21 protein-coding genes are annotated in these 23,551 nt (G+C 61.4%); 16 read left to right on the top strand and 5 right to left on the bottom strand.

The window, feature by feature from the left end:
• Positions 1-7: 7 nt before the first annotated feature.
• The gene (locus ACVWXD_RS06875; RefSeq protein ID WP_457371579.1) at positions 8-1,069 is read right to left on the bottom strand and encodes an FUSC family protein; all 1,062 of its coding nucleotides are present in this window, start codon (positions 1,067-1,069) and stop codon (positions 8-10) included.
• Between the two features lie 23 nt (positions 1,070-1,092).
• Positions 1,093-2,709: an NADP-dependent glyceraldehyde-3-phosphate dehydrogenase gene (locus tag ACVWXD_RS06880; RefSeq protein ID WP_457370815.1), complete on the bottom strand. Its 1,617-nt coding sequence runs from the start codon at positions 2,707-2,709 to the stop codon at positions 1,093-1,095.
• A gap of 138 nt (positions 2,710-2,847) precedes the next feature.
• Between ACVWXD_RS06880 and ACVWXD_RS06885 the strand changes: the two genes are divergently transcribed.
• From ACVWXD_RS06885 to ACVWXD_RS06895, 3 genes are all read left to right on the top strand, one after another.
• Positions 2,848-3,732, top strand: coding sequence for a Dyp-type peroxidase (locus tag ACVWXD_RS06885; protein WP_095184427.1), 885 nt, complete (start codon positions 2,848-2,850; stop codon positions 3,730-3,732).
• Positions 3,733-3,797: 65 nt separating this feature from the next.
• Positions 3,798-5,162: an MFS transporter gene (locus ACVWXD_RS06890; RefSeq protein WP_181643421.1), complete on the top strand. Its 1,365-nt coding sequence runs from the start codon at positions 3,798-3,800 to the stop codon at positions 5,160-5,162.
• Positions 5,163-5,232: 70 nt separating this feature from the next.
• Positions 5,233-6,354, top strand: a complete 1,122-nt coding sequence (locus ACVWXD_RS06895) for an MFS transporter (protein ID WP_032889729.1) — start codon at positions 5,233-5,235, stop codon at positions 6,352-6,354.
• Between the two features lies 1 nt (position 6,355).
• Here ACVWXD_RS06895 and ACVWXD_RS06900 read toward each other — a convergent pair whose 3' ends face one another.
• Complete coding sequence (locus tag ACVWXD_RS06900) at positions 6,356-6,877, bottom strand: DUF3087 family protein (protein WP_122756426.1); 522 nt, start codon at positions 6,875-6,877, stop codon at positions 6,356-6,358.
• A gap of 133 nt (positions 6,878-7,010) precedes the next feature.
• Between ACVWXD_RS06900 and ACVWXD_RS06905 the strand changes: the two genes are divergently transcribed.
• Both ACVWXD_RS06905 and ACVWXD_RS06910 read left to right on the top strand, forming a co-directional pair.
• Entirely contained in the window at positions 7,011-7,190 is a 180-nt protein-coding gene (locus ACVWXD_RS06905; RefSeq protein WP_032889724.1) for a hypothetical protein, read from the top strand.
• A 12-nt stretch (positions 7,191-7,202) separates the two neighbouring features.
• Positions 7,203-7,403: a DUF6021 family protein gene (locus tag ACVWXD_RS06910; protein WP_032889722.1), complete on the top strand. Its 201-nt coding sequence runs from the start codon at positions 7,203-7,205 to the stop codon at positions 7,401-7,403.
• A 45-nt stretch (positions 7,404-7,448) separates the two neighbouring features.
• Here ACVWXD_RS06910 and ACVWXD_RS06915 read toward each other — a convergent pair whose 3' ends face one another.
• The gene (locus ACVWXD_RS06915; protein ID WP_032889720.1) at positions 7,449-7,685 is read right to left on the bottom strand and encodes a DUF6555 family protein; all 237 of its coding nucleotides are present in this window, start codon (positions 7,683-7,685) and stop codon (positions 7,449-7,451) included.
• Between the two features lie 120 nt (positions 7,686-7,805).
• Here ACVWXD_RS06915 and ACVWXD_RS06920 point away from each other — a divergent pair, with 120 nt between their 5' ends.
• The 11 genes from ACVWXD_RS06920 (at position 7,806) to tssK (ending at position 22,004) form a co-directional block, all read left to right on the top strand.
• On the top strand, positions 7,806-8,630 hold the full coding sequence (locus ACVWXD_RS06920) for an arylamine N-acetyltransferase family protein (protein WP_099601009.1): 825 nt from the start codon (positions 7,806-7,808) through the stop codon (positions 8,628-8,630).
• A gap of 251 nt (positions 8,631-8,881) precedes the next feature.
• Positions 8,882-9,916, top strand: coding sequence for a type VI secretion system protein TssA (gene tssA, locus ACVWXD_RS06925; RefSeq protein ID WP_179180063.1), 1,035 nt, complete (start codon positions 8,882-8,884; stop codon positions 9,914-9,916).
• A gap of 38 nt (positions 9,917-9,954) precedes the next feature.
• Positions 9,955-10,455 (top strand): type VI secretion system contractile sheath small subunit, encoded by a 501-nt coding sequence (gene tssB / locus ACVWXD_RS06930; protein WP_032889715.1) that lies wholly within the window; start codon positions 9,955-9,957, stop codon positions 10,453-10,455.
• A 79-nt stretch (positions 10,456-10,534) separates the two neighbouring features.
• Positions 10,535-12,034: a type VI secretion system contractile sheath large subunit gene (gene tssC / locus ACVWXD_RS06935; protein ID WP_032889713.1), complete on the top strand. Its 1,500-nt coding sequence runs from the start codon at positions 10,535-10,537 to the stop codon at positions 12,032-12,034.
• Positions 12,035-12,064: 30 nt separating this feature from the next.
• Positions 12,065-12,547 (top strand): Hcp family type VI secretion system effector, encoded by a 483-nt coding sequence (locus tag ACVWXD_RS06940; protein ID WP_032889711.1) that lies wholly within the window; start codon positions 12,065-12,067, stop codon positions 12,545-12,547.
• A gap of 63 nt (positions 12,548-12,610) precedes the next feature.
• Positions 12,611-13,129, top strand: a complete 519-nt coding sequence (gene tssE, locus ACVWXD_RS06945) for a type VI secretion system baseplate subunit TssE (protein ID WP_032889708.1) — start codon at positions 12,611-12,613, stop codon at positions 13,127-13,129.
• On the top strand, positions 13,126-15,003 hold the full coding sequence (gene tssF / locus ACVWXD_RS06950) for a type VI secretion system baseplate subunit TssF (RefSeq protein WP_181643418.1): 1,878 nt from the start codon (positions 13,126-13,128) through the stop codon (positions 15,001-15,003). Before tssE ends, tssF begins: the two co-directional genes overlap by 4 nt.
• Positions 14,988-16,007 (top strand): type VI secretion system baseplate subunit TssG, encoded by a 1,020-nt coding sequence (gene tssG / locus ACVWXD_RS06955; RefSeq protein ID WP_032889704.1) that lies wholly within the window; start codon positions 14,988-14,990, stop codon positions 16,005-16,007. Before tssF ends, tssG begins: the two co-directional genes overlap by 16 nt.
• A complete protein-coding gene (gene tssH / locus ACVWXD_RS06960; protein WP_457370816.1) occupies positions 16,000-18,639 on the top strand; it encodes a type VI secretion system ATPase TssH in 2,640 nt (879 codons plus the stop codon). Before tssG ends, tssH begins: the two co-directional genes overlap by 8 nt.
• Before the next feature lie 5 nt (positions 18,640-18,644).
• Positions 18,645-20,606, top strand: a complete 1,962-nt coding sequence (locus ACVWXD_RS06965; RefSeq protein WP_181643416.1) for a type VI secretion system Vgr family protein — start codon at positions 18,645-18,647, stop codon at positions 20,604-20,606.
• 51 nt (positions 20,607-20,657) lie between these two features.
• Positions 20,658-22,004, top strand: a complete 1,347-nt coding sequence (gene tssK, locus ACVWXD_RS06970; protein ID WP_181643415.1) for a type VI secretion system baseplate subunit TssK — start codon at positions 20,658-20,660, stop codon at positions 22,002-22,004.
• A gap of 83 nt (positions 22,005-22,087) precedes the next feature.
• On the opposite strand, the gene nuoN is transcribed toward tssK, so the two are convergent.
• The gene (gene nuoN, locus ACVWXD_RS06975; protein WP_003174731.1) at positions 22,088-23,551 is read right to left on the bottom strand and encodes an NADH-quinone oxidoreductase subunit NuoN; all 1,464 of its coding nucleotides are present in this window, start codon (positions 23,549-23,551) and stop codon (positions 22,088-22,090) included.

The following is a 23,551-nucleotide window of genomic DNA, read 5'->3' on the forward strand; positions in this document are numbered from 1 at the left end:
CAGCTTTCTAGATCTTCCAGCGCCCGGCGCTCTTAGCCAGCCGCTGGCGCATCCCATCCACATTCGCCGCCAATTGCACCGTCAGCAACCGATAACCGTCCAACGCGCTGTAGACCGGCGTATCCAGCGCCGGCTCGCTCACGCCGGCATGGCTTGGCCGCTCCAACCGCTCTGTCACCCCCGACTTCAGCGCCCGCGCCATCCCCACCAACTGCACACGAATCTGCCGGTGCTCGGCCTTCAACAGCATCTGCATGCGCGCAGTGGCCTGTTCATCTCGCGGGTCCGGCCGCGTGTTGCCGAGAATTTCCAGGGTGCTGATGCACATGCGCAGATGCCGCTGGATCGCGTCCAGTTCGGTCATGGAGATGCGCACTTCCTTGGACACCGACGGCATCAGCGAGCGCAGTTGCACCATGGCGGCGTTCAAACGGTTCAATAATTTGAGGTGTTCATCATCAGTGACCGATTGGCCGTTGATGATCCTGCTGTAAATCGCCGCACAGTCGCGCAAAGCACTGGCCAGGTTGTAGCGCCACGAGTACACGGCATACAGCGGTAGGGCGAAGGAAAACGCCAGGGCCAGCACGATGCCAATCAGGATATCGACCGTGCGCCACAAACCATCCGAGATCGGATTGTCGCCGTGGCCGGCGACGATAAACACCGTGATCGCCGACAGCAGGGCGATGTATCCGCCCTTGCCGATGGCGTGATAGGAAAAGAACCCGCACACCACCGACATCAGCAAATAGGTCAACAGCGGCAGACCGAAGTAGGCCTGTTGCACCACCAGCAACAAGCCGACGCTGGCGCCGATCAAAGTACCGTAGGCGCGCTCCACGGCTTTCTTGCCGATATTGCCGTGGTGCTGCAAACCGCCGATCACGATCAGCATGGTCACCGACGCCCACTCACCGTGGGGCAGGTTGATGCCGGTGGTCAGCAGGATCGTCGCCAGCAAGCCAATGGACACGCGCACGGCGTGGATCAGCTTGGCATGGCGATAGCGACGGTACGGGTCGAGCAACGGGCGCAGCAGGCGCCGGGCAAACATAGGCAAATGCAGGTTAATCAACTGCTCGCGTTCCTCTAGAAAATATAATCGGTGGTCAGGAAGCTCGAATCGCGGTTGCGCAAGATGTCGCTGACCAGCGCCTTGTTGCTCTCCTGGAACTTGGTGGCTACCAAGGTGCGGATCGAGAACACCCGCAAGGCGTCATGTACCGACAACGTGCCTTCGGCCGAGTTCTTGCGCCCGTTGAATGGGAACGTGTCCGGCCCGCGTTGGCATTGGGCGTTGATATTGATCCGGCCAACCTGATTGGCAAAGGTGTCCACCAGACGCCCGACTGCCACGGCGTTGGTGCCGAAGATGCTCAATTGCTGCCCGAAGTCCGAGTCGAGTACGTACTCGATCACCGTCTCCAGATCGCGGTAAGGCACGATCGGCACCACCGGGCCAAACTGTTCTTCGTGGTACACGCGCATCTGCGGGTTCACCGGGTACAGCACGGCCGGGTAGAAAAACGAACCACGGCTGGTGCCACCGTTGGCATTCACCACCTGGGCACCGTGTTGTTGAGCATCGGCCACCAGATCATTGAGGTAATCCACCTTGCCCACTTCCGGCAGCGGCGTCAGCGACACGCCGTCTTCCCATGGCATGCCGGGCTTGAGTGTCGCCAGCTTGGCGTTGAATTTCTCGATAAAGCTGTCGACCACATCCTCATGCACAAACAGGATTTTCAACGCGGTGCAGCGCTGGCCGTTGAACGACAACGAACCGGTGACGGCCTCGCTGACGGCATTGTCCAGGTCCACCTCGGGCAACACGATGCCGGGGTTTTTCGCGTCCAGGCCCAGTGCAGCACGCAAGCGGTGCGGCTTGGGGTGCAGTTTTTTAAGGTCGCTGGCGGCCTTGTTGGTGCCGATAAACGCAAAGATATCGATCTTGCCGCTGGCCATCAGCGCGCTGACGGTTTCACGGCCACTGCCGTAGATCACGTTGATCACTCCGGCCGGGAAGCTGTCGCGGAACGCTTCCAGCAGCGGGCGGATCAGCAGCACGCCGAGCTTGGCCGGTTTGAACACCACGGTGTTGCCCATGATCAACGCCGGGATCAGCGTGGTGAAGGTCTCATTGAGCGGGTAGTTGTAGGGGCCCATGCACAGCGCTACACCCAGCGGTACGCGGCGGATTTGCCCGAGGGTGTCCTGTTCCAGTTCAAAGCGGCTGCTGCGACGGTCCAGTTCCTTGAGGGCATTGATGGTATCGGTGATGTAGTCGCAGGTGCGGTCGAACTCTTTTTGCGAGTCCTTGAGGTTCTTGCCGATTTCCCACATCAGCAGCGTGACCACGGCATCGCGCTGTTCGCGCATACGGCGCAAAAACGCTTCGACATGCTGGATACGGTCCGCCACACGCATGGTTGGCCATTCGCCCTGGCCCCGGTCGTAGGCGCGCACGGCGGCATTGAGGGCGGTGAGGGCGGTGTCGGCGTCCAGCAGCGGCGTGCTGCCGATCACCACACGGCTGTCGCCCAACTGCACCGGGCTCTGCACCTGGGCCAGCGGGCCGTTCCACACCTGCAACTGGCCATCGACCAGGTAATCACGCTGTTCAATGGGCGCTTCAAGCCGGAATTGCTCGGGAATATCGGCCACGGACGTTGGAAATAGCTGGGCGAGCAGGTTGCTGGTGGTCATGTCGCTACCCCTGGAATAGTTTCAAAACATGACTAGAGAGTCACCCAACAAAGGGCTCTATGGCAAGGCTTGCGCGCTTTCTCCTACGCACGATGACGTACGGCGGGTAAACTGCGCGCCTTTCTTGAAGGAGTTCACATGAGTCACTACCAGCCGGGCATTCTTGCCGCACCGGTGCCTTTGCAGGCACGCCATCTGTTTTTTGCCGTGCAAACCCTTGAAGCCGTACCGGCCGCGTTGGACGCGCTGGTGCAACTGGTGGATTCGGCGGCAGTGGTCGGTTTTGGTGAACCGCTGGTAAATGCACTGGGCACGCACATCGATGGTCTGCGCCCATTCCCGGCTGTCAGCGGCCCGGGTGCGAATAATCCGTCCACCCAGCAGGCACTGTGGGTGTGGCTGCACGGTGTGGATCGCGGTGAACTGCTGTTGCGCAGCCGTGCCTATGAAAAGGCCCTGGCCCCGGCGTTTGGCCTGGTGCAGTCAACCGAAGGCTTTCGCTACAAGACCGGGTTTGACCTCACCGACTATGAAGACGGCACCGAAAACCCCCACGACGACGCCGCCGTTGACGCCGCGCTGACCGACAGCGGCGCCAGCTTCGCTGCGATCCAGCAATGGCAGCACGATCTCGACGGCTTCGCCGCCTTGCCCGCCCAGGAGCGCGACCACATCATCGGCCGCCGCCATGGCGACAACGAAGAGCTGGACGACGCCCCCGAATCCGCCCACACCAAACGCACCGCCCAGGAAAGCTTTACCCCGGAAGCCTTCGTGGTACGCCGCTCGATGCCATGGGCCGAGAACGGTCAGGCGGGGTTGATGTTCCTCGCGTTCGGCCACTCGTTCGATGCTTTCGAAGCACAACTGCGGCGGATGAGCGGGTTGGAAGACGGGATTGTCGACGGGTTGTACCGCATCAGCACGCCGTTGACCGGTGGTTACTACTGGTGCCCGCCGGTTATAGGCGGGCATTTGGACCTGAGCGCGCTGGCGAACATGAAATTGTCGACAGGCAACTGATCCGCGGCTGAAAAAAATCAGCGCTGCCCTTAATCTGGCAGCCTTATCACCCGCGTGGATCGTTCATGTCTTCTGCCGCCGATGGCCTGCCTCTCAACAAACGCCTGCCTGCCGTGATCGCGATCTCCCTGGGGATCGGCATGGCGACGTTGGACACGGCCATCGTCAACACCGCACTGCCGACACTGGCCGAAGGGATTGGTACCGATTCCGCCTCGGTGATCTGGGTGGTCAACGCCTACCAGTTGGCGATTATTGCCACGGTGCTGCCGTTTGCGTCGCTGAGTGACGTGCTGGGGCATCGCCGTGTGTACCTTGGCGGGTTGCTGCTGTTTATCGTCTCGTCGCTGTTTTGCGGGTTGGCAGGTTCGCTGGAGACCCTGACGGCTGCGCGGGTGGTGCAGGGGCTGGGGGCGGCGGCGATCATGAGTGTGAACACGGCGTTGCTGCGGCATATCTACCCGTCGAAAATGCTTGGGCGCGGCCTTGGTTATAACTCGTTGGTGGTGGGGTTGGCCTTTACCTTGGGGCCGACCGCCGCCTCGGCGATCCTGTCAGTGGCGACCTGGCACTGGCTGTACCTGATCAATGTGCCGCTGGGGCTGTTGGCCCTGGCACTCGGCGTGCGTTCACTGCCCGTTCTCCCCATCACCGGGCATGCGTTTGACCGGCTGGCGGCATTGTTATGTGCCGGTTTGTTCGCCTTGTTGGTCTTGGGCCTTGGCACAGCGGTGCACGGCGCTCAAGGCGCACTGACCCTGGGCTTGATTGCCGTGGCGCTGCTGTGCGGCACCTTGTTGCTGCGTCGCCAGGCCGGTCATCCGGCGCCGATGCTCGCCTTGGACCTGTTCAAGCGGCCGGTGTTTGCCTTGTCTTCTCTCACTGCGATCTGCGCCTTCAGTGCCCAGGGCCTGGCCTTCGTGTCGCTGCCATTTCTGCTGCAAGCAGTGCTCGGCCATAGCCAGGTGGAAACCGGCTTCCTGATGACGCCGTGGCCTGCCGTGGTGGCGGTGATGGCACTGGTCGCCGGGCGCCTGGCCGACCGTGTGTCCCTGGGCCTGCTGTGCGGCATCGGCCTGCTGATGTTGAGCCTGGGCATGGCCGCATTGGCGACCTTGGACACCGGCGCGTCGGCCTTCGATATCGGTTGGCGCATGGCCTTGTGCGGCGCCGGTTTTGGTTTTTTCCAGTCGCCCAATCTCAAGGCGTTGATGACCAGTGCACCGCTGGCGCGCAGCGGCGGGGCCAGTGGCATCGTGGCGATTTCGCGCTTGTTGGGGCAGACGCTGGGCGCCTCGCTGGTGGCGTTGTGTTTCCACCTGTTCATGGCCAGCGGCCCGCACTCTGCGTTGTGGCTGGGCTGTGCATTTGCGCTGGTGGGCAGCGTGGCCAGCGGTTTGCGTTTGCTGCCCTATGGGAAAAAGACGTGACGGGGCGTTGTAAAGCGCGGTTCGCTAAGGCTACCGTGGCGACCTGAATATTTCGGGATGTTTCAGATTTATGTCCAGTCAGGCCCAACGCACTGCCGACACCACCTCCCGCCGCGCCGCGCTGACCCTGGCATTGTGCCTGCCCAGCGACGTGTTGCTCTACCTGCTGCTGCCCATGGAATCCCAGGCCTTTGGCATTACCCTGGCCCAGGCCGGGGTGTTGCTGGCGGCCAACCGCCTGGTGCGGATTTTCGGTTACCGGCATGTGTTGAATTTCTATGCGCGCAACGGCGATCGTCTGACCTGCATGATCGCCGCCGGTGCCGCTGCGCTGTGTGCTCTGGGCAATTCGGTGCTGTCCGGCTTCGCCGCGTTGCTCGGGTTGCGGCTGGTGTGGGGCCTGTGTTTCGCCGCGTTGAACCTGTCGACCCAGGTATTGGCCACCGCTGAGCCAGAGGGCGCCGCGCGCCGGGCCGGGCGTTCGCGGGCCTTGATCGCCTGGGGACCGATGCTGGCGTTGCCGTTCGGTGGTTGGCTGACGCTGTGGGCCGGGCCGCGTCCGATCTTTGTGATTCTCGCCGGTTGCTGCCTGATAGGCCTTTGGATGGCGCGCGGCTTGCCCAGCGCCGGACATGATTTGCACAGCACACCAGGGCGTCGCTTCAAGTGGCCGGACAGCGTGGCACTGTGGTCGTTTATCGAAGGCGTGGCGCTGGACGGGCTGTTTATCTTTGGGCTGTCGATCCAGGCCCAGAAAATTCTCGGCGGCGATGCGGTGCTGATTGCTGGTGGCTTAATGGCCCTGCGCTACGTCTCGGAAATGCTTCTGAGCCCCCTGGGCGGTCGCGCGGCGCAGCGATTTGGCGCCACCGCCATGTTGCTGCTGTTTTCGTTCTTGAGTGCCCTGGCCTTGAGCGCATTCGGCAGCTATTGGGTGATCGTCGGCGCGGCTGCGGTGCTGGTGCTGCGCGCATTGCAACTGCCGCTGGTGACTACCTTGGTCGCCGAGCGCAACCCCGGTTCGATGCGAGTGTCGGCGCTGGCGTCCAATGCGGTCTGGCGCGACATCGGCGCTGGCCTGGGGCCGCTGCTGGCGGGTCTGCTGCTGCCGGTGGCGTCGGCGCCGCTGGTGTTTGGCGTGGCGGGTGCGGCGATTGCGGTGAGTGCGTTGTTCTGCTGGCGAGGCAGATGATTTAAACGCTTTTCAAACCGTCCAGCCACGCGGGGTCGAAACGGGTCTGTTCGGTGTCGATTCCCAGCGTCTGCATCCTGGCTTTATGCGCGTCCATTTCGCCGACCAGTTGCGCCTGGGCGCTGGAGTTGGCGTCCAGTGCATGCATCTGCGTCAGCCCCAGGTGATAGAAACGCAGCACTTTCATGGCCGCCGGATCATTGGCCTGCACACGTTCGGTGACGGTGTGCATCACATTGGTCACGCGCATCAGCGTGCGCTTGAGCTGCCAGCCGTACACCGCAGCGGCCAGCCACGACTTGGACCAGAACGGGCCGCGCACCAGGGCGACGGTAATCAGCACCCCCGCGAACACACCGCCGACATTGAAGCGAAAGTTATCACCGCCGGGTTCGCCGAACAGCATCACCGCCAGGGTCGACAGCAGCATGGCCAAGGCCATGAACAGCACGGCCACGATCAACGTGCTGCGGCGGGTCTGTTGGCGGTAGGTGACGGGGTCGCAGGGTTTGAGCTCGAACATCCGGTCCAGGTCTCCAGGGCGGGTAGGGGGTGGCATCTTCTCATGGTCAGCGGTCAGCGGTGGGGCAATCAAGTTGAACCATGATCTGTGGCAGTTTCTCTAAACGAATGTAGTCCCTTTGAGGTGAACCACCATGCCCGAATACAAGCAACCACCGCCCGGTACACCCGACCCTGATCGCACACCCGGTGAAGAAGAGCGCGACAACGATGCCTTGCGCCCCAATGACCCGAAAGAGCGTGACGACCATGATGATGTGGAGCGCGTCGAAGAAGACTTGGAAAACCTCCACGACAAAGCTCGCCCGCTCTAACAGGAGACCATGATGAACAAGCGCTCGGATGGGCCCCCCTCTAACGAACACGCCAGCGGCAAGGATGAGCTGGGATTTGACCCCGACTCGCCGGATGTGGCTGATCCGCAGGTTGACCCGGTAGGTCCGGCGATTGCCCCGCTGGATAAAAAGGACAAGGACGAGGCGAAAAAAAAGCCGCCCTACGATCCGTTGGGCGACTTAAAGAAATAACAGCGTAATAGGTAATCAGGCCCCGCCATTGAGCGGGGCCTTCGTTTATTTGGGCGGCGTCCAGGAAACGTCGGTAATCCCGAACTTCTCCGCCCAGGGCCGGGTGGTTTTTTTCACCTGCTCGTGGCCGACGCGGCCGATACGGCTGACATGAGCAATGTCGGCATCGACCGCTGCCCAGTGCCAGGCCTCGGCGTTATTCATCACTTCGGCACGCACCACAAAGGACTTCGGTTGACCGTGCAGTTGGTAGTGGATGGTGTAGATTTTTGCGGTACTCATGTTGCCTCCCTGTCTTGTTATAGATGGAGGCTGAAGCGTTCAAAAAGGTTCATTCAAAATGACAGTTTGCATGTGAACGCGGCATAGTGACGCACTCTTACTGCGCCCAAGGACCGTGCCATGACCCGCCTCAACCATAGCCATCTGTACCTGCAGCGCCTGGGATACGATTCGCCGCCACCGCCCACCCTGGCAACTCTGCGGGATCTGCAACTGCGCCATGTGTGCACCTTCGCCTTTGAAAGCCTGTCGACCCTGCTGCGCCTGCCGGTGCCGATCGACTTGCCCAGCGTCGAGCAAAAGGTGTTGTTCGATGGCCGCGGCGGCTATTGCTATGAGTTGAACCAGATGTTCCTCGCGCTGCTGCAGGAACTGGGTTTCGAGGCCCGTGGCATTACCGGTCGGGTGGTGATGGGCGGACCGCCGGACGCGCGCACGGCACGCACCCATCGTTTGAGCCTGGTGACCCTGGACGGGGTTCGTTACATCACCGATGTAGGCTTTGGCGGCATGGTGCCCAGCAGTCCGTTGCAGTTGGACACTGAGGCCGTGCAGGCCACCGCCCATGAGCCCTATCGCCTGACGTTCAATGCAGGGGAGAACAGTTACACCTTATGGGCCGAAGTGGCCGGGGAGTGGCGTGGTTTGTATGTGTTCGACTTGCAGGTGCAGGCCGCCATCGATTACGAAATCGGTAATTGGTATGTCTCGACCCACCCGAACTCGCCGTTCTTGGGCCAATTGAAAGTCGCACTGCTGGCGCCCGGCAAACGCCATACCTTGAACAACGCGCATTACGCGATCCATTCCCTGGATCAGCCCAGCGAAAAACGGCTGCTGAACAACGCGCAAGAGCTAACGGTCTTGCTGAGGGACACCTTCGGTATTCGCGTGCCGGTGCAGCCGTCACTGGCTCAAGCAATGGCCGGCGGGTGGCCGACCTAAAGCCAGGCGACGCTATTTATGAGTGCGCTTTCTCTGCTCACGAGCGCTGCATTCGCAGCTTAATCCTACGCCCCGCAATGACACTGCCTGCATTCTCGTGTGGTCCCATCGCTATATAAATCCGCCCACGCTGAATATTTTCGGCAGTAGGCGTAGCGGGGGGCTCCAACAGGCTCAGTTTTCTGAACCGTTGGATTCGACGTCCTGACTCGCGGCTCTACTGCCAGAGCCATTTGCCCGAGGGACACATAATGGGGTCGCCCACCGAAGCTCAACCACTGGATTTCACCCTGTTGTGCTTGCCCCTGAGCGAGGCCGATGGCGGTGGCCAGAACTTTGAATATTCGGCGCAATTCTTAGAACTTGAAGAAGAGGCACTGGGTAAACCCGAGGTTCAGTACGGCGACACCGTTACCGACGCCATCGAGCCGAACTGGAAGCGCGTCATGGCCCTCGCACTGCCGATGTTGGAGCGTAGCCGCGATTTGCGCCTGGCCATCTGGGCCACCCGCGCCGAACTCAACGTGCACGGCATCGCCGGCCTGTCGGCTGGCCTGGGGCTGGTGCAGGGGTTGTTGGAAAATTGCTGGGACGGGCTGTACCCCAGGCTCGACCCGGAGGATGGCCATGACCCGCTGTTGCGCATCAATGTCCTGGCGTTCCTATGTGCCCCCAACGGCCTGGTACGCGACGTGTTGGATGCGCCGTTGATCAACGCACGAGGCATCGGCGCGGTCAGCTTGAGAATGATCGATCTGGCGATTGTCGAGCACGGCGGCGAGGGCAATCACCCGAGCCTGGCGATGATCGAAGGGGCGCTTGTCGATGCCAATGCGCAACAGCTACAGGCCATTCACCTTGCGCTGACCCAGGCGTTGGCGCACAGCCTGCAGATTGAGCAGTGGCTGACGGAAAAAGTCGGCGTAGGTCGCGCCATCGACCTCAATGGACTGGTCGCTCCACTGCGTCGCGCCGCTGAAATAGTCCGCCGGTTCTTGCTTGAACCTGCGCCAGTCGAAGCGGCTGCAGCCACTGTTGCTACCTCAGAGGTGGCCGCACCGCAGGCACTGTTCGGCGAGATCCGCAGCCGCGAAGAGGCGCGCCAGGTCATCGATCGGCTGTGCAGCTATTTTCATACCCATGAGCCCGCGAGCCCGGTGCCGTTCCTGCTGCAACGGGCAAAAACACTGATCGACAAGAATTTCATGGAGTTGCTGCAAGACCTGGCGCCCGATGGACTTGCGCAACTGGCGCAGGTCAGCGGCATCCGCACCAACGACAACTGAACGTTCATCTATCCACTCCACTCACCGGAGCCAGTTCCGTGGCCAAAGAAAGTAGCCAGAAGTTTATCGCCCGCAATCGTGCGCCGCGCGTCCAGATCGAATACGACGTGGAGATCTACGGCGCGGAAAAAACCGTGCAGTTACCCTTCGTGATGGGCGTGTTTTCAGACCTTTCCGGCAAACCGGCCGAGCCTTTGCCGCCGGTAGCCGAGCGCAAGTTTCTGGAAGTCGATGTGGACAACTTTGACGAACGCCTCAAGTCCATGAAGCCCCGTGTGGCATTCCAGGTGCCCAATACCCTGACGGGCGAGGGCAACCTGCCGGTGGAGATCACCTTTGAGAGCATGGACGACTTCTCCCCAGGTGCAATCGCCAACAAGGTGCCCAGCCTTAATCAGTTGTTGGCCGCGCGCCGCCAGCTGTCGAATCTGCTGACCTATATGGACGGCAAGGTAGGGGCCGAAGAATTGCTGGCCAAAGTGCTCAGCGATCCGAGTGTGATGCAGGCCCTGTGCGCGGCCCCCCAACAACCCGACTAACTGAATGACCGTGGTCTCTGCCGGCGCCTCGTTTGCCCCGGTATGGGGACGCTGTTGCCCATAATTCAAGGATACCGTCATGTCCACTACGCAATCGGAACAACCCGAACAGGGAGCTCCGGCCACGGCATTCGACGCCGGTGACTTCGCCAGCCTGCTGCAAAAAGAATTCAAGCCCAAGACCGACAAAGCCAGGGACGCCGTGGAATCCGCCGTGCGCACCCTGGCGGAACAGGCGCTGCAAGGCACGCAGGTGATGTCCCATGACGTGCTCGGCACGATTGAAGGCCTGATCGCCAGCCTCGACCAAAAGCTCACCGAACAGGTCAACCATATCCTCCACCATGAGGAGTTCCAGGCCGTGGAAAGCGCCTGGCGCGGCTTGCATTACCTGGTCAGTAACACCGAGACCGACGAGTCCCTGAAGATTCGGGTGATGAACATTTCCAAGCACGAAGTGCATAAGACTCTGCGCAAGTTCAAAGGAGTGGCCTGGGACCAGAGCCCGATTTTCAAGAAGCTGTATGAAGAGGAATACGGCCAGTTCGGTGGCGAGCCCTATGGCGCTTTTGTCGCTGACTACTACTTCAACAACAGTGCGCCGGACGTCGAGCTGTTGACCCAGATCGCGCGTGTCAGTGCCGCCGCGCACTGCCCGCTGATCACCGCCGCTGACCCCAGCGTGATGCTCATGGAGTCCTGGCAGGAACTGGCCAACCCACGTGACCTGACCAAAATCTTCCAGACCCCGGAGCACGCGGCGTGGCGCAGCTTGCGCGCCAGTGAAGACTCACGCTACGTGGGCCTGGCCATGCCGCGTTTCCTGGCCCGTGCCCCTTACGGTGCCAAGTCCAATCCGGTGGAAGACTTCGATTTTGAAGAAACCACCGACGCCGCCGACGCCAAGGATTTCACTTGGGCCAACGCGGCTTACGCCATGGCCGTGAATATCAACCGTTCGTTCAAACACTATGGCTGGTGTTCGCAAATTCGCGGCATCGAATCCGGCGGCGTCGTGGAGGGCTTGCCGGTGCATACCTTCCCAACTGACGACGGCGGTGTGGACATGACCTGCCCGACCGAGATCGCCATCAGCGACCGGCGCGAAGCCGAGCTGGCCAAGAACGGCTTCATGCCTCTGGTGCACAAAAAAAACAGCGATCTGGCGGCCTTCATCGGCGCCCAGTCCCTGCACAAACCGGCGGAGTACGACGACCCGGATGCCAGCGCCAACGCCAACTTGGCAGCGCGTCTGCCGTACCTGTTTGCCACGTGCCGTTTTGCTCACTACTTGAAGTGCATCGTGCGCGACAAGATCGGTTCATTCAAAGAGCGCGACGATATGCAGACCTGGCTCAACAACTGGGTTGGCCGCTACGTGGAGCACAACCCGGCGACCGCGACCGATGCCGATAAAGCGCGTAAGCCGCTGGCGGGGGCCGAGGTCGTGGTGGAAGAAATCGAAGGCAACCCCGGTTACTACAGCGCCAAGTTTTTCCTGCGTCCGCACTACCAGCTTGAAGGCTTGACCGTGTCCTTGCGGTTGGTCTCCAGGCTGCCTTCAACCCAAGCGTCATAACCCCGTTGTTCAACCTGAAAGGTACTCACCATGATCCTGCTGAACTTTAAAGGCACCCCAATCAAAGGCACTTCCACCGTCGACGGTCACAAAGACTGGATCACCCTCGACGCTATCCAAATGGGGGTTTTCCGAGCGATTTCCTCCAGTGGCGGCGGTGCTGACCGTGACACCAGCAACCCTTCGTTCTCGGAAATTTCCGTGACCAAACTGGCCGACGTGGCCTCGGCCGATCTGTTTATGCAGGCAGTGTGCGGCAAGAGCCTGGGCGATGCCGAGATCCACTTTGTCCATACGGGTGGCGCGGACAAAAAACAGCAAGTGTTTCTTAAGATCATCCTGGGCGGCGCGATTATCAGTGCTTACTCCGCCAGCAGCACTGGCGATCGGCCGGCCGAAACCCTTTCGATCAACTTCACCACCATCAGCTATGCCTATGACGCCTTCAACGGTGACACGGTAATCACCGGTACGCCGAAGAAGTGGGACTTGGAAAAGAATCAGAAGATCTGATTCGGATGCCCGACGGTGGGTGGGTTCGCCCGCCCGCCGTCCTGTCGATGGAGGCCTCAGCGCATGGCTGAACTAACCAGTCTCGAACGTTTGCAACCGTCCTTGCTCGATCGCTTGAGTGATGACGACACCGCGCAGGTTTTCGAGCCTCGCGACAAGCGCGTGTTGTCCATGCGCCGCTTGCGCAAGGCGGTATTACGCGATTTGGGGTGGCTGCTCAACAGCACCAGTCTGGGCAGCTTTCGCGACCTGAGGAAGTGCCCGTTGGCGGGACAATCAGTGCTCAATTTCGGGCTGCCCGATCTCGCGGGAAAGACGGCTGCCGGCCTGGACCGTGAAGCGTTGGGACGCCGCATTCGCCAGGCGATCTGGGATTTCGAACCGCGGATTTTGCGCGAAAGCCTGCGTGTCGTGCCGGTTGCCTCCTCGGGTGCAACCCTCAGTCCCAACCAGATGACCTTTGAAATTCATGGCGAACTCTGGGGCCAACCGTTGCCCGAGCGCCTGTACCTGAAGACCGAACTCGACCTGGAAGCAGGCGAGGCGCGGATCTTCGATATTGAGACAAGGGACGTGCGTTGAACGCAAAACTGCTGCGCTATTACGAGCGTGAGCTGGCGCATCTGCGGGAAGTTGGCGGTGAATTCGCCCGCGACTACCCCAAGGTTGCCGGCCGCCTGGGGCTGGAAACCTACGCCTGTGCCGACCCCTATGTTGAACGGTTGTTGGAAGGTTTCAGCTTTCTCGCCGCGCGGGTGCAACTGAAGATTGACGCCCAATTCCCACAATTTACCCATCACCTGCTGGAACTGATCTACCCACACTACTTGGCGCCAACGCCATCGATGGCGGTGGTGCAACTGCACCCGGACATGGGCGAGGGCAGCCTGGCCGCCGGCTTCAAGGTGCCACGCCACACGGCATTGCACAGCCAGTTGGGCAAGGGGGACCAGACCGCCTGCGAGTTTCGCACTGCCCATGAGGTAACCCTGTGGCCGGTGGAGTTGGTCGAGGCGCGCTATTTCGCCTGCAGCACGCAGGTGGCCGGGGTTGACCTGTCACGTCTCGGCGCAGTCAAGGCCGCGTTGCGCCTGCGCTTGAGTGTCGGGGCTGGCCTGGCTTTCAGCGACCTGGCCCTCGACACCCTGCGGCTGCACATCCGTGGCGGGGACGGCACGCCCGCGCGGGTTCTTGAACAGCTGTTGGCCCAAGTGGCGGGTGTTCTGGTCATGCCCATGCAAGCGTCTGGGGACTGGCATCAGCTGCTGCCCAACAGTGCGATTCGCAGCGTGGGCTATAGCGACAGCGAAGCCTTGCTGCCCATCGGGCCGCGTTCGTTCCAGGGTTATCGCTTGTTGCAGGAATACTTCGCCTTGCCGCAACGCTTCATGTTCGTCGACGTGGTGGGGTTGGCGAGCAGTGTCAGCCGCTGCACCGCCGAGCAACTGGAGCTGATCGTGTTGTTCAAGACGGCAGACCCGTTACTTGAGCAAAACCTCAGTGCCGCCAATTTCGCGCTGTATTGCACGCCGGCGATCAACCTGTTCCCGATGCGCACCGAGCGTGTGCACTTGGATGAACAGCGCTCTGAATACCATGTGAGCCCCGACCGCACACGGTCAATGGACTACGAGATCTACGAAATTGAAGGGGTGACCGGTTACGGCAGTGGCGCCGAGGCCAGTCAGACATTCGAACCCTTCTACCGCGCCAACGACCTGCAGGGACGCACGCCGCCGCGTGCGTACTACCAGGTACGGCGCGACACGCGGGTTTTGTCCGAACAGCAGCGCAGCCGAGGCCCGCGCTCCAGTTATGGGGGCAGCGAGGTATTCGTGTCGCTGGTGGACGGCGAGCAGGCTCCTCACCGCAGCGACCTGCGCCAATTGGGCATCGACGCCCTGTGCAGCAACCGCGACCTGGTGCTGAGCATGCCGGTGGGCAGTGGCAGCACCGACTTCAGCGTCCAATCCGCTGCGCCGGTGCAGTCGGTACGTTGCGTGGCAGGGCCCACGGTGCCCGCGCCGTCGTATGCCGAAGGCGATACCGCATGGCGTCTGGTCAGCCATTTGTCCCTTAACTACCTGTCACTGCTGGACCAGGACACGGAGCAGGGCGCTGTAGCCTTGCGTGACATGTTGCGCCTGTATTGCCGCGTCGACGATGCCGTTGCACATAAACAGATCGAAGGCGTGCGTTCGGTGACTGCGCAGAGCATCGTGCGGCGCCTGCCATTGTCTGGACCCGTCACCTATGGGCGAGGTTTGCAGATCAGTGTGAGCGTGGATGAGTCTGCGTTCGAGGGTGCAGGCGTCTGTGTATTGGGCTCGGTGCTGGAACAGTTTTTCGCCAAGTACGTGTCGCTCAACTCATTCACCGAGACGCGGATCGTGAGCGCGTCACGCGGCGTAATCATGCAGTGGCCTGCGCGGGTGGGCAGATGCGAGATCCTCTGAGCCTGCTCAGCGAGCTTGAAGCGCATCCGGGTCGGTTTGATTTCTACGCGGCATTGCGCCAGTTGGAGTGCGCCTTTGCGCACCTGCCGCGTATCGGCGAGGCCACGCGCCCGGCGGACGAGGCGGTGCGTTTCGGCCAGCATTCTTCGCTGGCGTTTGAGCCGGCAATGATTGCGGGCCTCATACCCGGCGACACGCCTAAACTGCTGCTCAATTTCTTCGGCCTGATGGGCGCCAATGGCCCGTTGCCGATTCACCTCACCGAATACATTCGCGACCGTCAACGCAACCTCAACGACCCTACGCTGGCGGCATTTTGCGACGTGTTTCATCACCGCATGATCAGCCTGTTCTATCGCGCCTGGGCCAGTGCCCAGCCAACGGTGAGTCTGGACCGTCCGGGGGCGGACCGGTTTGCCAACTACCTGGGATCGTTGCTCGGTATTGGCCTACCGTCGCTGCAGGCGCGCGACGGCGTGGTGGACCTCGCCAAGCTGCATTTCGCCGGTCGCCTGGGACCGCAAACACGCAATGCCGAAGGCCTGGCCGCCTTGCTTGGCGACTACCTTGGCGTTCCCGTAGAGGTCGAGCAATTTGTCGGCCACTGGATGACCCTGCCCCGTGACGGGCTGTGCACCTTGCGCAGCGGTCCGGATGCGGTGGTGCTCGGCCAGGCCACGGTCATGGGCCGGAAAGTCTGGAATGCCCAACACAAGTTTCGCCTGCTGATTGGCCCTCTGGACCTGACACAAACCCGCCGTTTGCTGCCCGGTGGCGACAGCCTGCAACGGGTGCAGGATTGGGTGCGTCAGTACGTCGGCATGGCGATGGACTGGGACGTCAACCTGATCGTCAAGAAAGAACACCGGCCTCGCTTGCGCCTGGGGTCCACGTCATTGGGCTGGACCAGTTGGCTGAGCAGCAGAGCGCCCCAGCGGGATGATCGGCAATTGCTGATCAAGCCTCGACCCTCATTTTCTTCTCAAGGAACTGCCCATGGCTGATATCAGTCGCGTCGCGCTTTTCGGCAAGCTCAACAGCCTGTGCTACCGGGCGATTGAAAGCAGCACTGTGTTCTGCAAACTGCGCGGCAATCCCTATGTCGAGCTGGTGCACTGGTTGCAGCAGTTGTTGCAATTGACCGATTCGGACCTGTTGCGCCTGGTCCGCCATTACGGCATTGATCCGGTGGTGTTGGACCGGGACCTCACTGCCGCCCTAGATCGTTTGCCTAGGGGCTCGACCTCGGTGACGGACCTGTCCTCGCAGGTCGAGGAAACCGTGGAGCGTGCTTGGGTCTACGCGACCCTGATGCTGGGTGAGTCCCAGGTGCGTTCTGGCCATTTGCTGCTGGCGATGCTGAAAACTCCGGCATTGCGTAATGGTTTGTATGGTGTGTCCCGGGAGTTCAACAACGTCAGGACCGACGATCTCAGCGAGCAGTTTGGCGCGTTGCTCAAGGATTCGCCCGAGGCCCGCATGACGGCCAGCGACGGGTACCAGGTGCCGGGTGAGGCTGTCGGTGCACTGGCGCCCGACCGTCAGGAAGGCCTGAAGCGCTTCACTGTCGACCTGACCGAGCAGGCGCGGCGAAACACGATGGACCCTATCGTCGGACGCGATGAAGAGATCCGGCAGGTCATCGATATCCTGATGCGCCGTCGCCAGAACAACCCGCTGCTGGTGGGCGAGGCGGGCGTGGGCAAAACTGCTGTGGCGGAAGGATTCGCCCAGCGCATCGCCCGTGGCGACGTGCCGCCTAGCCTGCGGGACGTACAATTGCTGGCCCTTGATGTCGGCCTGTTGCAGGCCGGTGCGAGCATGAAAGGTGAGTTTGAACAGCGCCTGCGCTCGGTCATCGATGAGGTTCAAGCCAGCGTCAAACCGGTGGTGCTGTTTATCGATGAAACCCACACCCTGGTCGGCGCAGGTGGCGCCGCGGGTACCGGCGATGCGGCTAATCTGCTCAAGCCGGCCCTGGCCCGTGGCACCTTGCGTACCTTGGGTGCAACCACGTTTGCCGAGTACAAAAAACACATCGAAAAAGATCCGGCCCTGAGCCGGCGCTTTCAGACGGTGCAGGTCGATGAGCCTGATGAAAGCCGTGCGCTGCTGATGCTGCGCGGTCTTGCCTTCAGCCTGCAGGAGCACCATCAGGTGCAGATCCTCGATTCGGCGCTGGAAGCGGCCGTGCGTTTGTCCAATCGCTATATCCCGGCGCGGCAGTTACCGGACAAGGCGGTGAGCCTGATCGACACCGCGTGCGCCCGCGTCGCCATCAGCCTGCACGCCACCCCGGCGGAAGTCGATGACAGCCGCCGGCGTATCGAATGCCTGGAAACCGAGCAGGCGATCATCCAGCGTGAACGCGCCATGGGGGCGCAAACCTCAAGTCGTTGTGCATCGGTCGATGCGTTGCTGGCGACCGAGCGCGAGCGCCTGAAGGTCCTTGGCAGCCGCTGGCACAGCGAGCTGGCGCTGGTCATGCAGATCTTGCGTCTGCGTAGCCGGTTGGTCGATGTGGATGCCGATGAACCTGAAGCGGGCCGGTTGGAACTGCGTCAATTGCAGGACCAACTGGCGTTGTTGCAAGGCGAGACTCCGTTGGTCCTGGTCAACGTCGACGAACAGGCCGTCGCGGCGGTAGTACAGGACTGGACCGGCATCCCCGTGGGTCGCATGGTCAAGAATGAAATCGAGAACGTGTTGCACCTGGCAGACCGTTTGGGCCAGCGCATTATCGGTCAGGATCATGGGCTGGAGATGATCTCGCGACGTATCCAGACCTCCCGCGCGGGCCTCGACAATCCAGGCAAACCGGTGGGGGTGTTCATGCTCGCCGGCACGTCCGGGGTGGGGAAGACCGAGACAGCCCTGGCCCTGGCCGAGGCGTTGTACGGCGGCGAGCAGAACGTCATTACCCTCAATATGAGCGAATACCAGGAAGCCCACAGCGTCTCTACCCTCAAGGGCGCGCCGCCTGGTTACGTGGGCTACGGCGAAGGCGGCGTGCTCACCGAAGCAGTACGGCGAAAGCCTTACAGCGTGGTGCTGCTGGACGAAGTGGAGAAGGCGCACTCGGATGTGCACGAACTGTTTTTCCAGGTGTTCGACAAGGGCTGGATGGAAGACGGTGAGGGGCGAGTCATCGACTTCAAGCACACCCTGATCCTGCTGACCACCAACGTCGGCACCGACCTGATCAGCCGCCAGTGCCGTGACCCGCTGGCAATGCCAGAACCGCAAGCCCTCGCAAAAGCCTTGCGTGAGCCGTTGCTGGAGGTCTTCCCGCCGGCTTTGCTCGGACGCCTCGTGGTGATCCCGTATTACCCCCTCAGCGACGCCATGCTCGACCGCATCATCCGCCTGCAACTGGAGCGGATCAGGCAGCGCATCGCTGACAGCCACAAGATTCCCTTCACGTACAGCGATGACGTGGTGCAGTTGATTGCCAGCCGCTGCACCGAGCTGGAAAGTGGTGGGCGGATGATTGACTCAATCCTGACCAACTGCTTGCTGCCAGCAATCAGCCGCGAGTTCCTCGATCGTCTGTTACAGGGCATCCCGGCCAGCCAGGTTGGGGTCAGCGTGGAAAACGGCGAGTTTGCCTATGTCTTTTCCGAGTCCGCGAGGTAGTCCCTATGGCAACCAGTCAAATGCATCGTGACATTCAGGTCAGCAGTGTGCTCGGCGACGATGTGCTGCTGTTTCGCAGCATGCAGGCATTCGAGGGGCTGTCTCGTCTCAGTGAATACGAGGTGGAGCTGTACAGCGAACGCGCCGACCTGGACATCAACGACTTGCTCGCTACGCCGATGAGCATTGCGGTGGACTTGCCCAAGGGCGGTAGTCGTTACTTCAGCGGGCATGTGAGCCACTTCTCCATAACCGGTCGTCAAGGGCGCTATACCACGTGCAAAGCGGTGTTGAGGCCGTGGTTGTGGTTCCTGACACTGGCCAGCGACTGCCGTATTTTCCAGGGCCTGAGCGTGCCGCAGATCCTCAACCAGGTGTTCGCGCCTTACAGCATTGCCGATGTCGACACCTCGGGCTTGAGTGCGGACTACGCGGCACTTAACTATTGCGTGCAATACCGCGAGAGCGATTTCAACTTTGTCAGCCGGCTGATGGAGCAGGAAGGTATCTACTACTTCTTCAAAAGCGCTGCTGGCCGTCATACCTTGGTACTTGCCGATTCCTGCGGCGCGCATTCGCCGGCGCCGGGCTATGCCCAACTGCGCTACATGCCGTCCCAGGATCACGCCCTGCGCGAAAGCGAGGTGATCTACGCCTGGCACATGAGCGGCGAGGTGGCGCCGGGCGGCTATACCCTGAAGGACTTCGACTTCGAAAAGCCCAGCGTCAATCTGATGGTCAAGTCAGCCATGCCTGGTGACTACCCGCAGTCTCGTCACGAACGTTACGACTATCCGGGTCGATACACCGAGCGCAAACAGGGCGAAACCTATGCCCGCACCTTGATTGAATCGCTGCAGACCGGCGCCGGTCGGATCAGCGGTGCCACTCGTGCCCGGGGGCTGTTCCCGGGAGCGTTGATGACCTTGGCCGAGCACCCGCGCAGTGAACAGAACGCGCAGTGTTTGCTGCTGGAAGCGCGTTACACGTTGTCGTTAGACACCTATGAGCCGACGCCACCGACCGAGCCCGCGCCCGTGTTGACTTGCGAGTTCGTGGCCATGCCGCACCAGCAGCCATTTCGAGCACCTTGCGTATCGCCCAAGCCACGGATGCACGGTCCGCAGACCGCCAAGGTGGTGGGCAAACAGGGCGAAGACATCTGGACCGACAAATACGGACGGATCAAGGTGCAGTTCCACTGGGACCGCGAGGGCAAGGGCGACGAAAACAGCTCATGTTGGGTCCGAGTAGCCCAGGGCTGGGCCGGCAAGCGTTGGGGCAGCCTGCATATCCCGCGTATCGGCCAGGAAGTGGTGGTCAGCTTTCTCGACGGCGACCCCGACCAGCCGTTGGTCACCGGCAGCGTCTATAACGCGGAATCGCTGCCGCCCTATGCACTGCCAGAAAATGCCACCCGCTCGACCCTCAAGACCCATTCTTCAAAGGGCGGTGGTGGCTACAACGAACTGCGCTTCGAGGACAAGAAGGGTTCGGAGCAGGTGTTCCTGCACGCCCAGAAAAACTTCGACCAGCGAGTGCTCAAGGATGCCCTGGACTGGGTAGGCGGCGACCGTCACTCCAGAATCGACCAGGACCTGCGCGAGAAGGTCGGCGGTGATCGTCATTCCTCTGTGGACGGCAACCGCAATGAAAAAACCAGCGGTGCGGTGTCGATGAGCGCCGGCAGCGAGATGATTATCGAGGGCGCCATGAAGACGGGTATTACCGCCGGTACCGATGTGCATATCAAGGGCGGGGCGAACGTGGTGATCGAAGCCGGCGCGAGCATCACCTTGAAGGTCGGTGGGGCCTTTATGACCTTTTCTCCAGGTTCGATTCTCGCTTCGGCCATGCCTGTGCCCTTGCCTCAGGCCGCAACCGCTGCCACCGCCGCGGCATTGGCGGCGGCCACCGGGCCTGCGGGTGTGCCGCTGCCGCCCAAGGAGGCCGACGATGGCAAGTAAGCCGTTGTCGGCTCTGTCTGCTTCTACCGTTGCCAATATTGGAAGAACTTAATGTCCTGGAAACACAAAGTGGTTTGGTCCGAAGGCATGTTGTTGCAGCCTCAGCATCTGCAACAACATGACCGTTTCCTGCAAACCCAACTGGAGGCACGGGTCACGGCGTTGCGTGCGTATGGCTGGGGCTTTTCGGCGTTGGACATTGACCCGCAGCAACTGGCTCTGGGCAAGGTATCGTTGCTTTCATACAGCGGTATATTCCCGGATGGAACGCCTGTCGGCCTGCCATTCGATGATGAAATGCCGCCGCCCCTGACCATCCCCGATGATGCGCGCGACCTGACAGTGGTGTTGGCGTTACCAAGCTTACGTCCCGGGATCCCGGAGGTTGACGACAACCCCAGTATCGAAAATTTCGCCCGACTTCGCAGCGCTGAATACGAAGTCTGGGACAGTAATGGACTGGACAGCAGTGCGCTGATGAGTGTCGGCAAGTTGCGCGTGCGTCTGGCCTTTGAGGGCGACGTGGCCGATGCCTTCACCTCACTGGGTATCGCCCACGTGGTGGAAAAGCGCGCCGACAACTGTGTGGTGCTTGATCGCGGCTACTGCCCGCCCTGTCTGGATATCCGGGCGGCCGAATGCCTCAAGGCGATGGTCGATGAGGTCGCAGGGCTGGTGCAGCAGCGGGGCGAAGCCACGGCCTCGCGCGTGGCCCGGCTCGATGGCAGTGGTGCAGCGGACATTGCCGATGTCCTGCAACTGCAGGTGCTCAATCGCAGCCTGCCGCTGATGCGCCATTTATCGACCATGAGCGGCCTGCATCCCGAGCAACTGTATCGCGACCTCTCGGCCCTGGCCGGTGAGCTGGCAACGTTTAGCCGCGACGATAAGCGCACGCCTGCCTACCCGGTGTATCGCCATACGGCCCTGGCAGAGACGTTTGCTCCGGTGATGCTTGAACTGCGTCGGATGCTCTCGACCGTGATGGATACGCGGGCCATCGCTATTCCCTTGGAAGAGCGCCAATACGGCATCCGTGTGGCCGTGCTGCCGGACCGGGCGTTACTGGCCTCGGCCACCTTCATCCTGGTGGTTCAGGCTCAAATGGCGGCCGACAGCGTGCGCAGCAGTTTCCCCTCCCAGGTCAAGATCGGCTCGATGGAGAAAATCCGCGACCTGGTCAACCTGCAACTGCCGGGTGTTGGCCTGCGGCCTTTGCCGGCAGCCCCACGGCAATTGCCGTTCTATGCGGGCTGCACGTATTTCGAACTTGATCGCAGCAGCGAGTATTGGCAACTGTTGAGCCAGTCGAGCGGTTTTGCGATCCATGTACCCGCCGGGTTTCCTGGGTTGGATATGCAATTTTGGGCCATCCGCGATTTGGCCCAAAACGAGTGAGGTGAACGCCCTGTTGCAGGGCATCCAGAAACGCAAAACGGCGCCCGAAGGCGCCGTTTTGTTTACTGCATCCCGCTAAGCGATCAAACGCCCAGTACCGCGTGCTGCACCAGGGTGAGCAACGGTTGTGGGTAAACGCCCAGGAAGAACGCGAGCAGGGCGATGGCCAGCAGCATCACGCCGCCTGCCTTCTGTTCCCAATGCAGCTCGGCATCCACACGGCGCAGGTTTGGCTCGATCAGGTACAGGGTGACCATCACCCGCAGGTAGTAGAACACGCCGATAGCGCTGCCCAGTACCAGGGACGCAACCAGCCACCACTCGTGGGCTTCGACACCGGTAGCGACGATGTAGAACTTGCCGATGAAACCCGCGGTCAGCGGGATACCGGCCAGGGACAGCATCATCACGGTCAGTACGGCGGTCAGGTACGGGCGGCGCCAGAACAGGCCGCGATACTCGTACAGGGCGTCAGCGTCACGGCCTTTGTACGGCGAGGACATCAGCGTAATTACACCGAAGGCGCCGAGGCTGGTGATCACGTAGGTGACCAGGTAAACGCCGATGGCTTCCACGGCCAGGCCTTTGCTCGCCACCAGGGCGATCAGCAGGTAGCCGAAGTGAGCGATGGACGAGTAACCCAGCAGACGCTTGAGGTTGTTCTGGGTCAGGGCCAGCAGGTTACCAAACAGGATCGACGCGATGGCGATCACGGTCAGCACGTTGCTCAGCACGCCGGTATTGGCAGCAGGCGAGATCTGGAACAGACGCACCATCACGGCAAACACAGCAACCTTGGACGCGGTAGCCAGGAACGCAGCCACCGGCGCCGGGGCGCCTTCGTACACGTCTGGGGTCCACAGGTGGAACGGCACCAGCGACAGCTTGAATGCCAGGCCGATCAGCATCATCGCCAGGCCCAGTTGGGCAATCGGCGCCGGGCTGTTGGTGGCAGCCAGTGCGTGGCCGATACCGGTGAAGCTCAGGCTGCCGGCTTCGGCGTAGAGCAGGGCCATACCGAACAACAGGAACGCGGAACCGGCCGCCGACAGCACCATGTACTTGATGCCGGCTTCCAGGGAGCGCTTGTTGAAGAAGGCGTATGCCACCAGGCCGTAGGTCGGGATCGACAGCAGTTCCAGGCCGATGAACAAGCCGGCCAGGTGCTGTGCGCTGACCAACACGATACCGCCGGCCGCAGCCAGCAGGATCAGCAGGTACAGCTCTTCGCGGTTGCCTGGGTAGCCGGTGCCGCCTTCGCCGAGGTAGGCGTGGGCGAGGGTGACGCAGGCGAGGGTGGCGACGAGGATCAGCGCGATATACAGCAGCGCGAAGTCATCGACCATCATCAGCGGGGTCACCGCCAGTGGCGCGACCTTGAGTGCCGGGATAATCGACAGCAAGGCCAGGTTCAAACCGGCACAGGACAGCAGGAACGTTTGTGAGTGATTGCGGCGCCAGGCGATTGCCAGCATCACCACCACGATGGTGAGGCTGGTAATCAGCAGCGGCGCAAGCGCGATAAAGTGTTGGATCGTGAATTCCAT

Source organism: Pseudomonas sp. TE3911, from assembly GCF_054062775.1.